This window comes from Acinetobacter towneri (assembly GCF_017498585.1).
GTDB classification, from domain to species: Bacteria; Pseudomonadota; Gammaproteobacteria; order Pseudomonadales; family Moraxellaceae; genus Acinetobacter; species Acinetobacter towneri.
In genome coordinates, this window is sequence record NZ_CP071766.1 from 2,222,908 (window position 1) to 2,238,003 (window position 15,096).

Consider the following 15,096-nt stretch of genomic DNA (forward strand, 5'->3'; position numbering starts at 1 on the left):
TTATAAAGTACAGGATTAATCTCGAACAATATATTAAAAAATTTGCATAAAATTTAAACACAAAACAGCAATATTTTATGCATGAAAGTGATGTTATTTAAAAATATAAATGATGGAATCATTTAACTAGATTTTGGGGAAGTATGTCAGACGCTCAAGATGAATTGTTGCAGCAATACTTAGATGCTGCGCAAATCACCAATACCATTCGGCTTATTCGATTCTTTTTGGTCAGCATCCTGATTGTTTGCCTGTATGTGTTTTTTATTTATCAAATTTCTTTCTCACATTCATCACCTTACTTCAATATCTGGTTTATTCTCACTGAACTGACCATTGGTTCGTGTTTACTGCTCACAGCAATTCACTTTAAAGTGGGACAATATCAACTCCAACAAGCACATCGTTGGTTAAAATTGGTGTGTTTCTTGATCGGAACAGCAATCGCGGTTGGGGTAAGTTTACTGTATTACTTTTTACCTCAGCAAAACCCTGAACTGAGCAACTATGAAGCGATTATTTTAGCGACCTTATTAATTATTGTGAGTCAAACCTTTGCCCTCACCTTTTTAACGCAGCGCTTGAGTTATTTTTGCTGGGTATTCATTCCAGTGATCACACCCTATATTGCCGCACAGTTTTTAGTTCACTCCGAAACTTCCGCTTTCTTTTTTCTCGCGACAAATTTTGCCTTAATTACCTTACTGATTTGTGCCAATACTTCAATGCACATGCATCGTCGTTTATCGAGCGTCTATTTTAAGAACGACCAACTCAAAAAAGCCGCAGAGCAACAAGTCGGCTGGACAGATCAACTCCGCCAACAATTGCAAGTGGAAATGAACAAATCTAAAGATATTGAATTACAACTGCAATTTAACAATCAAATGCTGGAACAAAAAATTAGAGAACGTACCTTTGACTTAGAACAAACCCATCTACACTTAATCAATCAACAACATAGTTTAATTTTGGCACATGAAGCCGCAGGTATTAAAGCGTGGGACTGGAATATCCGAGAAAGAAGCATTGTCTTTGGCACTGGCTCACAGCAAACTCGTTTAAAAAATTCCAAAAAGCATCTGAATAAATTACAGCAATTAATTCACCGTGATGATATTGCACACCTTCATCAAACCATGAAAGAGCATTTACGTGGTCAGACAGAACGCTATCAAGCCACTTATCGCATTCAACATAATTCAGGTCAATGGTATTGGGTGCAAGATATTGGGCGGGTAATTGAGCGTGATCCTGTCACCAATAAACCTTTACGCATGGTCGGGGTTCGCCGTGACATTCACCAAGAACGGATTGCACAAGAACGCTTAAAACTCACTGCTAGCGTACTTGAACAAGCAGCTGAAGGTATTTTTATTTTAGATGAAAACCTGCGCTATATTGAAAGCAATCCATTCTATGCACAAATGAGTGGATTTCAACGTGACCATATTATAGGTAAATATCTGTTTGATTTAGTCAAATCCAACAAAGCAAATCCACGCATGACACAAGAGGAAATTGTTCAACAATTACTCAGCAAGGGTGAATATCATACTGAAAGGAATATAAAATTCCGCTCAGGAAAAGAATTAGAAGTTCGTATGCATATCAATGCAGTCAAAGATGAGCAAAACCGTATTATTAATTATATTGGAATTGTGTCTGATTTAACCGAACATAAACTACAAGAACAGCGTTTATCCTATTTAGAAAATTATGATGCGCTGACCGATCTCCCCAATCGTTTTTATTATAATTATCAACTACATCAATATCTTATTTCACAGCAAGATTCATTGCAGCAATTGGCGGTCATTCGACTCAATATTGACCGTTTCAGACCTTTAAACGAATATTTAAGCAATAATGGTGGCGATGAATTACTCCGCCAAGTGGCGCAGCGTTTACGTATCACCAATGCCGAAGCGCTGTTTGTTGCACACTTAAATGGCGATGATTTTGCAATTGTTTATGAAATTTCTCATATTCGCCCTTCAATCGAAGAGCACTGTGAACGTATCACCAAAGCCTTTAATTTGCCGTTTAATGTACAGGGACAAGAACATATTATTACCCTATCGATGGGGGTTTCCCTCTATCCTGAACATGGACGCCAGTTGGATTATCTAAATAATTGTGCTGAACAAGCCTTGTCTGAGGCTAAGCGTTTAGGTGGCAATACCATTAAATATTACACTTTAGACAACACCAAACTGCTAGAGCAGGATGTACATTTAGAGCGTGACTTACGCCAAGCCATTAAAAATGATGAATTAATTGTATATTATCAACCTAAAATTGATTTCCATAATTATCAGGTGATCGGGTTTGAAGCATTGGTGCGCTGGCAGCATCCAACCAAAGGCATTATTCCACCCAACCTATTTATTCCTATTGCAGAACAAACCAGTTTAATTTCCGATATTGGTCGGGTTGTAATTCAACAAACTGCCAAGCAAATTCGTGAATGGAATCTGTTAGGTTTTGATCATATCCAAGTATCGGTTAATGTAGTTGCACAACAACTGCAACGTGGTCAATTGCTGCAAGATTTAGATGATGCGATTAATACCTATCAAATTTCAGGTGCAAGCTTAGAATTAGAAATTACCGAATCCTCTTTAGTGGAAAACTCCACAACCGTGAAGTCTTTATTAGATGAAATTAAACAACGTGATATTCATATCGCCTTAGATGATTTTGGTACAGGCTATTCTTCACTTTCTTACTTAACAGACTTCCCAATTGACAGTTTAAAAATAGACCGTAGCTTTGTTTCTAAAATTGGAAATACCAAACAAGAAGCCATTGTTAGTGCCATGATTGCTATGGGCAAAGCCATGGGCATGAGCGTGGTGGCTGAGGGGATTGAAACTGAGCAACAACTGCAATATTTGCAGAATTTAAATTGTGATATTGCTCAGGGATATTTATTCTCTAGGCCTTTGCCTGAAAGTGAAGCGACCCAATTTCTAAAAGCCAATTTAGTATCGCGCGCTTATCGCTCCTTAATCTGAAACTAGACCCAAAAGCTCTAAGTTTGTTCTAAAAATAAACAGTGACGTCTGTGCTAAGGGGGCAAGTAATGGTATATTCGATAAGATTCATAAAAAAACCACCAGCATCGCTGGCCAACTTGTCACACACGAGATTCAGATGGACGATCAATCATTAAAACAGCAGGCACTTTACTATCACGAATTTCCAACACCAGGAAAAATCAGCGTTACTCCAAGTAAGCAGCTGGTCAACCAACGTGACTTAGCGCTCGCTTACTCACCAGGTGTCGCAGCACCATGTTTAGAGATTGAACGTGATCCTTCAACAGCTGCACTTTATACCGCTCGCGGTAACTTGGTTGCTGTCGTTAGTAACGGTACAGCAGTATTAGGTTTAGGTAATATCGGTCCTTTGGCGTCTAAACCTGTGATGGAAGGTAAAGGCGTACTCTTTAAAAAGTTTGCTGGTGTCGATGTATTTGACATCGAAATTGCTGAAAATGATCCAGACAAAATTGTAGATATTGTTGCAGCATTAGAACCAACTTTTGGTGGTATCAACCTTGAAGACATCAAGGCGCCAGAATGTTTCTACATTGAGCAAAAACTTCGTGAACGCATGAATATTCCTGTGTTCCACGATGACCAACACGGTACGTCAATCATTGTAGGTTCTGCCCTACTCAATGCCTTGTTACTTAACGGCAAGAAAATTGAAGAAATCAAAATCGTTGCTTCAGGTGCAGGTGCAGCCGCACTGTCTTGTTTAGACCTGTTATGTGCATTGGGCGCGAAAAAAGAAAATATCATTGTTGCGGATTCGCGTGGTCTAATCACCACCAAACGTGAAGGTTTGGATGACTCGAAAAAACGCTATATGCAAGACATTGAAGGAACGCAACTTGCTGATGTAATTAGCGGTGCGGATATGTTCCTTGGTCTTTCTGCAGCGGGTATCTTGACCAAAGCTATGGTCAAAGAAATGGCTGAAAATCCAATTATCTTTGCTTTGGCTAACCCAGACCCAGAAATCTTGCCTGAACATGCGCATGAAGTACGTCCAGATGTGATTATGGCAACAGGTCGTTCGGATTATCCGAACCAAGTTAACAACGCACTTTGCTTCCCGTATATTTTCCGTGGTGCATTAGATGTTGGCGCAACTACCATCAACGAAGAAATGAAAATTGCTTGTGTACACGCAATTGCACGCATGGCACACATTGAAGCAGATGCAGCAACTTATGGTGAAAAATCTGCATCATTTGGTCGTGACTATTTAATTCCACGCCCACTTGATCAGCGTTTAATTCTTGAAATTGCACCTGCAGTTGCTCAGGCAGCAATGGATTCAGGTGTAGCAAGTCGTCCAATTCAAGACTTCTCTGCATACCGTCAGCGTTTGTCTGAGTTTGTATATAACTCGGCATTTATGATGAAGCCTATTTTTGCTCAAGCAAAAACTGATCCTAAACGTATTGCTTATGCAGAAGGTGAAGACTTACGCGTCCTTCGCGCAGTACAAATTGCAGTGGATGAAGGCTTGGCTAAACCAATCCTTGTAGGTCGTACCTCAGTAATTGAAGCGAACATCAAAAAGTTAGGTTTACGTCTTGAACATGGCGTGAATATGGAAATAGTAGACCAGGAAAACAACCCTAACTACGAAAAATTTGCAGATGATTACTACACCATCATGCAGCGTAAAGGCGTTACACCTGAATACGCGCAGCGTGAAGCACGTCGTCGCTCTACCCTCATTGCAGCAATGTTAGTGAAGCATGGTTTAGCCGATGGTATGTTATGTGGTACTTATTCAAGCTACGACATTCACCTTGATTTCGTAAAAAATGTGATTGGTCTAAAAGAAGGTCGTACTAACTTCTTTACCCTTAACGCATTGATGCTTGAAGATCGCAACTTGTTCATTGCCGACACTTATGTCAACACAAACCCAACTGCTGAACAGTTGGCTGAAATGACACTTTTAGCGGCTGAAGAAGTACGCCGTTTTGGTATGACACCACGCGTTGCTCTACTTTCTCACTCAAGTTTTGGTTCTGACCAACAAGACTCTAGCGCACAAAAAATGCGTAAAGTCTTTGAAATCTTGAGTGAGATTGCACCTGAGCTTGAAGTTGAAGGTGAAATGCACGGTGATGCAGCATTAGACGAAAATATCCGTCATTTTGCTTTCCCGAACTCACGCTTCAAAGGTTCTGCAAACTTGTTGATTATGCCGAACTTAGATGCTGCCAATATTTCATTTAACTTGTTGAAATCGACTTCAGGTAACAATGTTACGATTGGCCCTATCTTGTTAGGTGCAGCAAAACCTGTACATATTTTGACTCCGACTGCAACGACACGTCGTGTTGTGAATATGACTGCCCTCACTGTTGCTGAAATTCAACAAACAGCACAAGTTAAAGCATAAACCTATATTTCTGAGTGACTGACTCAGAATTATAGACTTGAGAAAACCTCTATTCTGTAGCATGATTGCTTGAAGAATAGAGGTTTTTTCATGCAAGTTTATTTAGTAGGCGGTGCAGTTCGAGATCACTTACTCGGGCATCCCTATCACGAAAAAGATTATGTTGTCGTTGGCGCAACGCCCGAACAACTTTTGGCTCAAGGTTTTCAACCTGTGGGCAAAGATTTCCCTGTTTTTCTTCATCCTGAAACCAAAGATGAATATGCACTTGCTCGTACAGAGCGCAAATCTGGACATGGTTATCACGGTTTTGAATTTCATACCGACCCAAGCGTGACTCTAGAAGAAGATTTAATCCGCCGTGACTTAACCATTAACGCCATGGCAATGGATAGCGATGGCAATGTTTATGACCCTTACGGTGGACAGCAAGATTTGTGCAATAAAGTGCTGCGCCATGTATCCAATGCATTTGTAGAAGACCCGTTACGAGTACTGCGCATTGCCCGTTTTGCGGCACGTTATCATGCTTTAGGCTTTGTGGTTGCCCCTGAAACCTTGTTATTAATGCAAGAATTGGCAGAATCTGGTGAGTTACACGCGCTGACACCTGAACGCGTGTGGAAAGAAACTTCACGCGCCTTAATGGAAGCACGTGCCGATGTTTATTTTGAAACGTTGCGTGCCTGTGGTGCTTTAAAAGTTTTATTTCCTGAATTAGATGCTTTATTCGGTATTCCACAGCGTCCTGAATATCACCCTGAAATTGACAGTGGTGTGCACACCATGATGTCACTACAACAAGCCTGTCGTGCCAATTACTCACTCGATGTACGCTTTGCAGTGTTATTGCATGATTTAGGCAAGGCCTTGACCCCTGCCGATGAATTACCACGGCACATTATGCATGAAGAACGTGGGATTCGACCTGTAACGGAAGTGTGTGAACGCCTGCGCGTACCGACCAATACCAAACAACTTGCACTTGCTGTATGTAAAGAGCATTTAAAATGCCACCAAGCATTGAGCTTAAAGCCTGGCACGTTATGGCGCTTATTACAGCGTTTGGATGTCTTGCGTCGTCCTGAGCGTGTAGAAGCCTTTGTACAAGCCTGTGAATGTGACTCTCGTGGGCGTTTAGGTTTGGAAGATCGTGACTATCCGCAAGCGAGCTATATTTTGGAAGCGATTCAAGTGGTACGCAGCATTAAGGCGCAAGACTTACCTGCCGATGTCCAAGGCCCCGATATTGGTGAAATGCTGATTGAACGACGCATTAAAGCGATTGAGCAATTAAAGGCACGTCACTTGGCTGCTACTGCTTAGGCTATTTAAGTCTATAGAACGTCATTACATGCGCTCTTTGATCTATCATTCTTAACCTATTTAAGTCAGCCTAAATTTCTGATCGAAAAGCCGTAATCTTCTAAAATATAGAAGCTACGGCTTTTTAGCTCAAATAAATCCTTCTTGAAATAAGAAACTGTCTTTTGCTTTTAGGCAAGCTGCGCAGGAAAGCTAATCACTTGCTCTAAACGCATCTGCTCAGTTGCAATCATCAATAAGCGATCTATGCCCAAGGCGATACCTGAACATTCAGGCATGTTCGGCAACGCAGCCAATAAATATTCATCAATTGGCATCACATGTAAACCAAGTTGTGCGCGTTCTGCATTATCGGCTTCAAAACGAGAACGCAGCACAGTAGCATCAATCAATTCATCATAGGCATTGGCAAGCTCTAAACCTTCGATATATAGCTCAAAACGGGCTGCGACCAATTCCCCATCATCATCTGTTCTGGTTTTAGCCAAAGATGCTAATTCAGGTGGAAAATCGGTTAAAAATACAGGAGCATCAAAGCCCAAACTTGGTTCTACAAAATGTGAAAACAATAGGTCGATGTAGCCTAGACGGTCATCACCCAAATCCAGATGCGAACCCACACGATGACAGCAGTCTTTCAATTGTTGCAGACTTGCCTGTAAAGGATTTAAATCCAAACGATCCATAAATGCGTGTTTATAACTCAACACTGTTGGACGTACTTCGCCAAAGCGTTGTTTTAACGTCAGATTAAGTAAATCTGTCACCTCAAACATAAGCTCTTTCAGGCTAAATTCGGGACGATACCATTCCAACATGGTAAATTCGCTGTTGTGTTTACGTCCATGCTCATCATCACGAAAGACTTTGCAAATTTGATAAATAGCACCACTACCACTGGCCAATAAACGCTTCATGGCAAATTCAGGTGAGGTCTGTAAATAGTGCGTATGCAATTTGCCCTGCACATGGCGCTGTGCTTGCACTGAAGCCAAATGCACATCTGTCACTCCTGCCTGTGACAAAATTGGCGTTTCAACTTCAAGTACTTCACGTTCCGCAAAAAAATGGCGTATTTGTGCATACAATTGTGCACGTGCGCGCATGCTGTTTAAGTCGCAAGTTGGTTGATATTGGAGATTTGAACTCATGCTTGCGGGCCTCCGTGTGCTGCCCATTCACGACGCAGAGGATAGGTTTTTCTTAAATGATCAAAAGCCTGCTGCTCAACTTTGCCCGCTTTGACACAGGCACGTAAATTGGCATCATCCTGTGCAATATCATAAATTTGACTTAAATGTGCATGCAGACTATTTTTCAAATCTTGGGTTTTGAAATATTGCGCGCAGCTTGGCAATTGAGTTTCAAATTGTTTTGTGGCATCTAAACCAAAATTTTCACAAAAAGCCTGATAAATCATTTGTGTGCCGCGTGCCTTGCCTTCTAGGCTATACCCTGCAATATGCGGGGTTGCCAAAGCAAGCAAATCTAATAATTCTGCAGAGATTTCAGGTTCATATTCAAAAACATCTAATACCACTAAACGCTGAGTATGTTGAATATCCTGCATTAAAGCCGCTTCTTCTACCACTGGCCCACGCGCTGAATTAATCAGAATGGCTTGAGGCTTCATACATGCCAAACGCGCTGCATTAATTAAATGATGAGTAGGATGTTCACCAGTTTCTGTTAATGGCACATGAATGGAAATTGCATCTGCCTGTTGTAATAGTGCATCTAAGTCACATTGCTGCACATTGGGCAACTGCACAAATGGATCGTATGCGATGACATCCCAACCTAATAATTGTGCCATTTTGACCAAGCGCGAGCCGACATTGCCCAGTCCAATAATGCCAAGTTTAAAGTTTTGATTGGCATGTAGTAATTCAGGCTCGAGATGAAGCAATGCGGTAATCACATACTCACTCACCGCCTGCGCATTACAACCTGCCGCATTTGACCATGCAATGCCCTGCTGCTCGATGGCTGGGATATCAAGGTGGTCTGTGCCAATGGTCGCGCTGCCAATAAATTGAAGCGCGGTCTGTTGAATCAATGCTGCATTCACTTGGGTGACGGAACGAACTAGCAGCGCATCAGCATCTTGCACATCTTGATGCGTTAGACGGCGTCCAGCCTTGTGCTCTATTTCTGCCAAATCTGCAAAGAAATAATCGGTATATGCCAGATTTTCATCTGCAATGATTTTCATAACGCCATCCCATGTGTGTTTGCTTGTTTATGATAGCTTGAGTTGTCTAGGATGACTATGATTGTTGAGATTAATGCAGAATTGTTGAACAGCAAGCCGACGATTCATTTAGGTGGAAACATGCACGTCTATATAAAAGTTGCATATTCACAGCAAAAAAATCAGCCACCCGAAGGTGGCTGACTGCTATAGATTAAGCGAGTTAAATCTTAACCAATAAATTTACGCGCATTGCGGAACATACGTAACCATGCACCATCTTCAGTCCATTCTTCAGGTTTCCAAGAATGTTGAAGCGCACGGAAATTACGTTCAGGGTGCGGCATCATAATTGTTGCACGACCATCTTTTGAAGTTACGCCTGAAATACCTTCTGGCGAACCATTCGGGTTCATTGGATAATGTTGAGTCGCATTTCCGTGGCTATCGACATAACGTAAAATCACTTGGTTGCCTGCGTTCAAGGCTGCCAAATTAGCTTCTGGTGCAACGACGCAACCTTCACCATGTGCCACTGCGATTGGTAAAATCGAGCCTTCCATATCTTGCAATAATACAGAGTTTGATTTTTCCACACGGACGTTAACGCTACGCGCTTCAAACACTTCTGAAGTATTGCGATGGAAACGTGGCCACGCTTCTGCACCTGGAATGAGTGGTGCTAATTGTGACAACATTTGACAACCGTTACAGATACCCAGTGAGAACGTTTCTTGACGGTTAAAGAATTTCTCAAACTGGTCGCGTAATTTCGGGTTGAACAAGACTGACTTCGCCCAGCCACCGCCAGCACCTAATACGTCACCGTAAGAGAAACCACCACACGCCACTAAGCCTTCAAAGTCGTCTAAATCGACACGCCCTGCAAGCAAGTCACTCATGTGTACGTCAACGGTGTTAAAGCCGACTTTGTCAAATGCTGCCGCCATTTCTACATGACCGTTTACGCCTTGTTCACGTAAAATCACCATGTTAGGACGACGTGTGTTGATGTATGGCGCTTCAACTGGCTCATTTAAGTCAAATGTCGGTTGAGCAATTAAGCCTTTGTGGTTTTTGTCTGTGATCAAAGCAAATTCTTGATCAGCAGTTTCTGAGTTGTCACGTAAACGCTGGATTTGGTGTGATACTTCACTCCAAGCCGCTTGCAAATCGGCACGTTCAAGCACCAAGCCATTTACAGCAAGTTGGTCTGTGCTATTAACTGTACCGGCTACCGAAATCGCATCTTTCAAAGTAGATGCAGCAACTTCAGCAGCTAAGTTAGCCCAGTCTGCTTTAGAGATTTGTAGTACTGCACCAATTTCTTCAGCAAACAATGCCGCAACAGATTGATCTTCTAACGCCACACCTAAACGTGAAGCGAACATCATTTCTGTTACAGTTGCCAATAAACCACCATCACCAATGTCGTGATAAGCTTGAATCAAGCCACGGTTATTCCAGTCTTGTACCAAAGCAAAGAATGCTTTGAATTCGTCAAAGTTATCGACATCTGGTGTTACTGAACCAATAGCTTTATACACTTGCGCTAAAATTGAACCGCCTAAACGGAACTGACCTTTAGACAAGTCAATACGTACCAATACTGAATCGGTATTTTTCAATTCAGGGGTTAGTGTTTTACGTACATCGGTCACTGGTGCAAATGCAGTAATTACACCTGACATTGGTGAAGTTACAGATTTATCAACACCTTCGTCATTCCAAGTGGTACGCATAGACAATGAGTCTTTACCTACTGGAATTGCAATTCCTAGCGCAGGACACATTTCCATACCAATGGCTTTTACACCTTCAAACAAAGCTTGGTCTTCGCCTTTTTGACCTGCTGCTGCCATCCAGTTTGCAGATAATTTAATGTCGCTGATCTGGTCAATTTTGGCTGACATGATATTGGAAATAGATTCTGCCACTGCCAAACGCGCAGATGCTGCAGGGTTTAATAAAGCTACAGGTGGACGTTCACCCATCGCCATTGCTTCACCTGTAAAGCCTTGCAAGCTGGTAGTGGTTACTGCTGCATCTGCAACAGGCACCTGCCATGGGCCAACCAACTGATCACGTGCAACCATACCTGTAATTGAACGGTCACCAATCGTGATTAGGAATGATTTGGACGCAACAGTTGGATTCTTGATGACACGGTAAATCGCATCTTTCAGATCAGTAACTTGAGCTGCATCAAAATCATCACCTTGACGCTCAATGCTTTCATAAGAACGGCTCATGCGTGGCGTACCACCTAACAAGACCTGCATTGGCATATCTACAGCTTTGTTATTGAACAGTGGATCTTCAACCGTTAAATGACGCGCTTCTGTCGCTTCACCCAATACTGCAAACGGACAACGCTCACGCGCACAGATTGATTCAAATAATTCTAAAGAACTTGGACGGATGGCCAATACATAACGCTCTTGCGCTTCGTTTGACCAAATTTCCATTGGTGACATGCCTGGTTCTAAAGATGGAATCTTACGCAAATCAAGTACAGCACCTAGTTCGTGATCATTCACCAACTCAGGCATTGCGTTCGAAATACCACCTGCACCCACGTCATGCACTGATACGATTGGGTTAGCATCTTCCAAACGCCAGCATGTATCAATCACTTCTTGGCAACGGCGTTCCATTTCTGGGTTTTCACGTTGTACTGAAGCGAAGTCAAGATTTTCACCCATGGTTCCGCTATCTACAGAAGATGCAGCGCCACCGCCTAAACCGATCAACATCGCAGGGCCGCCTAAAACGATTAATAAATCGCCTGGCTGAATTGGGTCTTTTTCGACATGGTCTGGACGAATGTTGCCGTAACCACCTGCAATCATGATTGGTTTATGGAAGCCTTTTACTTCACCATTCACGTTTTGCTCGAAAGTACGGAAGTAACCATTTAACGCAGGACGACCAAATTCGTTGTTAAACGCTGCACCGCCCAATGGGCCTTCAATCATAATTTGTAATGGCGATGCCATACGTGAAGGCTTGCCATAGTTTTCTTCCCAAGGCTGTTCAAAACCAGGAATATTTAAATTCGATACTGTAAAGCCTGTTAAACCTGCTTTTGGTTTACCACCACGACCTGTCGCGCCTTCATCACGGATTTCACCACCCGAACCTGTCGCAGCACCTGCAAATGGTGCAATTGCAGTTGGGTGGTTGTGTGTTTCCACTTTCATAAGAATGTGGGCAGCTTGGCTCTTATATTTATAAACGTAGTGACCTGTTGCAGCATCTTTTTTCGGATAGAAACGCTGCGTATCAAAACCAACAATCACCGAAGCGTTGTCTTTGTAAGCCGACAATACGTCTGTTGGTGATTCTTTATAAGTATTTTTGATCATTTGGAACAATGATAATGGCTGTACTTCGCCATCAATTGTCCATTCAGAACCAAAGATTTTGTGACGGCAGTGCTCAGAGTTGGCTTGTGCAAACATCATCAATTCGATGTCATGCGGATTACGGCCTAACTTGATAAATGCTTCAGTTAAATAGTCAATTTCTTCATCAGATAAGGCAAAACCAAACTCACTGTTGGCTTTTACCAATGCCGCTTTGCCTTCACCCAAAATATCAATGCTATTTAAAGGCTTTGGTTCAGTTTCAACAAATAACGCTGCTGCATCATCAATGTGGTTAAACACACTTTCGGTCATGCGGTCATGCAATACTTGTTTTGCTTCATTTGAAACGTCTGCAATACCTTTTAAGGTAAACAAAACACCGCGTTCTAGGCGGTGTACAGGCGTATTACAGTTGGCAAAAATATCGGTTGCTTTTGATGACCAAGGAGAAATTGTGCCCACACGTGGTGTCACTAAAATTTGAACTTCATCACTTGCAGCTTGGCGTAATTCAAAAGATGCACCATCGTTTAAAAGCTGTAAAGCAGATTGCTGTTGTTGCTCGTCGAGCGCTTGGTCAAATAAATAAACCCATTGGCTATCGAAAGATTGAACAGAACTCATTGACGCTAAACGGTTTAAGAGTTGAGTTTTCTTAAAAGATGAATGTGCAGGTGCACCGGCAACGATAAACATGCTGATTTTGGCTCCACGGGCTGATCTTTTGGACCATGCCACAATGTGACTTGAAGAGAGCGCATATTCTACTGTGAAATGCCATAATCAGCTAGATGGAAAATGGTTTTCTTGGCGCGTTTCGGCAGTAAAACTTCCGAATGTTGATTTAAAGCCTCTATTTCAGATCAATGTATTCAAGATTCGTGCTTTAAATTGCACAAAGCACTCTCACTGTGGAAATTACTGAATGATTGATGCTGTTTTTATTTTCTATGCCATCTGTTTACACACAGATGCTCTAAAGATCAGGACATGACGCTCAACTTCCGCCTTGCTCAATATCAACTAATCAAAGCACCTCAAATTCAATACGTCGATTTTTCTTACGTCCTTGTGGCGTTGTATTGTCTGCGACAGGCTGATTAGAACCTTGACCTTCGGTGCTTAAATGCGTTATCGCAATACCTTTATCGATCAAATAATTTTTTACCGCGCCTGCACGTGATTGGCTTAACACTATATTTTTATGCGCATCGCCCGAACTGTCTGTATGTCCAACAATTTTCACTTTTTGGGTGCCAACTTGCTTCAATGCCACAGCCATTTCATCCAGAATTTTTTGCCCTACGTCAGTCAAAATTGCACTGCCCGATTCAAACTCAACAATCCTGTTTTTGAGCGCAGCATCCAGCATTTTTTGTTCATACTGACTCTCCGAAAGCTGTGTGTTCAAACGATAAGGCTGCTGTACCAAAGCCTGAAAATTTGCTGTCGTGGCTTGAATTTGATGAGCAGCATTCACTTTTCCTTTCAAATCAACTTGAGTCCCTTTCACACGTAACTGCCCTTGAGAAATCTTTTTTAACTCTGCTGTAATCATACGAGTGACTGAATCATCCCAACCATTCGGTGCAGCAACTGCACGGACTTGAATTTTATCTAACACCTGCGATTCACCATACACAGCTTGCATTTTCGCCAAAATGGCTTGTTTACTTGCTTCGTTTGGCACCACACCTTCTATAACAATGGGCGCTGCATAGATCAAATGACTTTGGACTAAAAAACACAAGCCAATAAGTAGACTTACGCGAATACGTTTTTGATTATTTTTCATATTTATTTATCTAAAAAAGTTTGCCTAAACAGCTTCAAGGCTTGGTTAAGATTTAACTGCCGCTGACAAAGTAATTGTTCCAATGTTGCAAGACCTGCATTTTGTTCTAAATAAGCATCAATCCAAGTGGCTTGAATTAAAGAAACCCAATGTTCACCCTGCATATTTTGAATAAATAGATCGCGCAGCGTCATGACATCAGCCCCCTGAAAATCAATGATCAAAATGGGTGCCTCAAAATGTAGTATCCCCAGCAAAGTTTCAGTATGATGCGCGCCTAAAAACCGCCCGATCATGCCCATCCAAAATGCTGCGATTTCAAAGCAATATCGCGGATGATTCAGCGGTAAAATCATCACTTTGTTTAAACGACGAGTGCCATTTTTGAGGACGGGTTGCAGTAAAAGTCCCAACCCAATCATACTCTGAGCCAAGTCATTGACACTGATTTTCATTAATTGTGCCAATGAATGCGTGCTGTGTTTTTCATAAAAGTCTTGGTATTCTTCTGCACTCAAAAGTTGAACCCTATTCGGCAATTGATTCAACAGTTCAAATGACATATTGGGATCACGGATATTGCTTAAGACCTGATTGCGTTGCAATAAATCAGTCCAAATAGCTTTGTAAAAAAACGGCACAAATAATAACTTTTGACTCGGCTGTTCGACCTCAAACAACTGCCCCAGTAGCATTGGAAATGCCCGCCCCGAGCTATCTTGGCTCGCCTTTAAATTAACAGCTAAAAACATTGGTTCTGCTGGATGGGCAATCAAAAAATCTAAAGCAGGCAAAGTTGCATAACGCTGTTTAAAATCTGCGCTCTGCATGGCATGTTCCAGTGCATTACTAATCCACTGATCGAGCTGCTGAATGAGTTCCGATTGCCCTTTAGACTTTATAAAATCACCACGGGCAGGTATTTTTCCATAATATAAAGGTACGGTTTTTACTGCTTGCATACCCACCAC

9 protein-coding genes are annotated in these 15,096 nt (G+C 42.0%); 4 read left to right on the plus strand and 5 right to left on the minus strand.

All coding sequences use genetic code 11. The annotated features are described in order from the left end of the window. The first annotated feature begins 143 nt into the window (after positions 1–143). From J4G44_RS10795 to J4G44_RS10805, 3 genes are all read left to right on the plus strand, one after another. Complete coding sequence (locus J4G44_RS10795) at positions 144–3,020, plus strand: EAL domain-containing protein (protein ID WP_180061152.1); 2,877 nt, start codon at positions 144–146, stop codon at positions 3,018–3,020. 139 nt (positions 3,021–3,159) lie between these two features. Continuing rightward, complete coding sequence (locus tag J4G44_RS10800) at positions 3,160–5,439, plus strand: NADP-dependent malic enzyme (RefSeq protein WP_004972754.1); 2,280 nt, start codon at positions 3,160–3,162, stop codon at positions 5,437–5,439. A gap of 90 nt (positions 5,440–5,529) precedes the next feature. After that, the gene (locus tag J4G44_RS10805; RefSeq protein ID WP_004972751.1) at positions 5,530–6,765 is read left to right on the plus strand and encodes a multifunctional CCA addition/repair protein; all 1,236 of its coding nucleotides are present in this window, start codon (positions 5,530–5,532) and stop codon (positions 6,763–6,765) included. 170 nt (positions 6,766–6,935) lie between these two features. Here the strand turns inward: J4G44_RS10805 and epmA are convergent, their stop codons facing one another. Beyond that, on the minus strand, positions 6,936–7,916 hold the full coding sequence (gene epmA / locus J4G44_RS10810; RefSeq protein WP_207973644.1) for an EF-P lysine aminoacylase EpmA: 981 nt from the start codon (positions 7,914–7,916) through the stop codon (positions 6,936–6,938). After that, complete coding sequence (locus tag J4G44_RS10815) at positions 7,913–8,980, minus strand: 4-phosphoerythronate dehydrogenase (RefSeq protein WP_004972744.1); 1,068 nt, start codon at positions 8,978–8,980, stop codon at positions 7,913–7,915. The genes epmA and J4G44_RS10815 overlap by 4 nt, the downstream gene beginning before the upstream one ends. A gap of 51 nt (positions 8,981–9,031) precedes the next feature. On the opposite strand from J4G44_RS10815, the gene J4G44_RS13615 reads away from it, so the two are divergent. After that, positions 9,032–9,163 (plus strand): hypothetical protein, encoded by a 132-nt coding sequence (locus tag J4G44_RS13615; RefSeq protein WP_256732322.1) that lies wholly within the window; start codon positions 9,032–9,034, stop codon positions 9,161–9,163. Positions 9,164–9,189: 26 nt separating this feature from the next. On the opposite strand, the gene purL is transcribed toward J4G44_RS13615, so the two are convergent. The 3 genes from purL to tagF form a co-directional block, all read right to left on the minus strand. Then, positions 9,190–13,026 (minus strand): phosphoribosylformylglycinamidine synthase, encoded by a 3,837-nt coding sequence (gene purL, locus J4G44_RS10820; RefSeq protein WP_207973645.1) that lies wholly within the window; start codon positions 13,024–13,026, stop codon positions 9,190–9,192. Between the two features lie 331 nt (positions 13,027–13,357). Then, a complete protein-coding gene (locus J4G44_RS10825) occupies positions 13,358–14,125 on the minus strand; it encodes an OmpA family protein (RefSeq protein WP_207973646.1) in 768 nt (255 codons plus the stop codon). Between the two features lie 2 nt (positions 14,126–14,127). Beyond that, complete coding sequence (gene tagF / locus J4G44_RS10830) at positions 14,128–15,087, minus strand: type VI secretion system-associated protein TagF (protein ID WP_207973962.1); 960 nt, start codon at positions 15,085–15,087, stop codon at positions 14,128–14,130. Between the last annotated feature and the right edge of the window lie 9 nt (positions 15,088–15,096).

Coding starts and splice junctions, on each gene's coding strand:
- J4G44_RS10800 (WP_004972754.1), top strand. CDS start 3,160: ATGGACGATCAATCATTAAAACAGCAGGCACTTTACTATCACGAATTT.
- J4G44_RS13615 (WP_256732322.1), top strand. CDS start 9,032: ATGACTATGATTGTTGAGATTAATGCAGAATTGTTGAACAGCAAGCCG.
- tagF (WP_207973962.1), bottom strand. CDS start 15,087: ATGCAAGCAGTAAAAACCGTACCTTTATATTATGGAAAAATACCTGCC.
- J4G44_RS10815 (WP_004972744.1), bottom strand. CDS start 8,980: ATGAAAATCATTGCAGATGAAAATCTGGCATATACCGATTATTTCTTT.
- J4G44_RS10825 (WP_207973646.1), bottom strand. CDS start 14,125: ATGAAAAATAATCAAAAACGTATTCGCGTAAGTCTACTTATTGGCTTG.
- J4G44_RS10795 (WP_180061152.1), top strand. CDS start 144: ATGTCAGACGCTCAAGATGAATTGTTGCAGCAATACTTAGATGCTGCG.
- J4G44_RS10805 (WP_004972751.1), top strand. CDS start 5,530: ATGCAAGTTTATTTAGTAGGCGGTGCAGTTCGAGATCACTTACTCGGG.
- purL (WP_207973645.1), bottom strand. CDS start 13,026: ATGTTTATCGTTGCCGGTGCACCTGCACATTCATCTTTTAAGAAAACT.
- epmA (WP_207973644.1), bottom strand. CDS start 7,916: ATGAGTTCAAATCTCCAATATCAACCAACTTGCGACTTAAACAGCATG.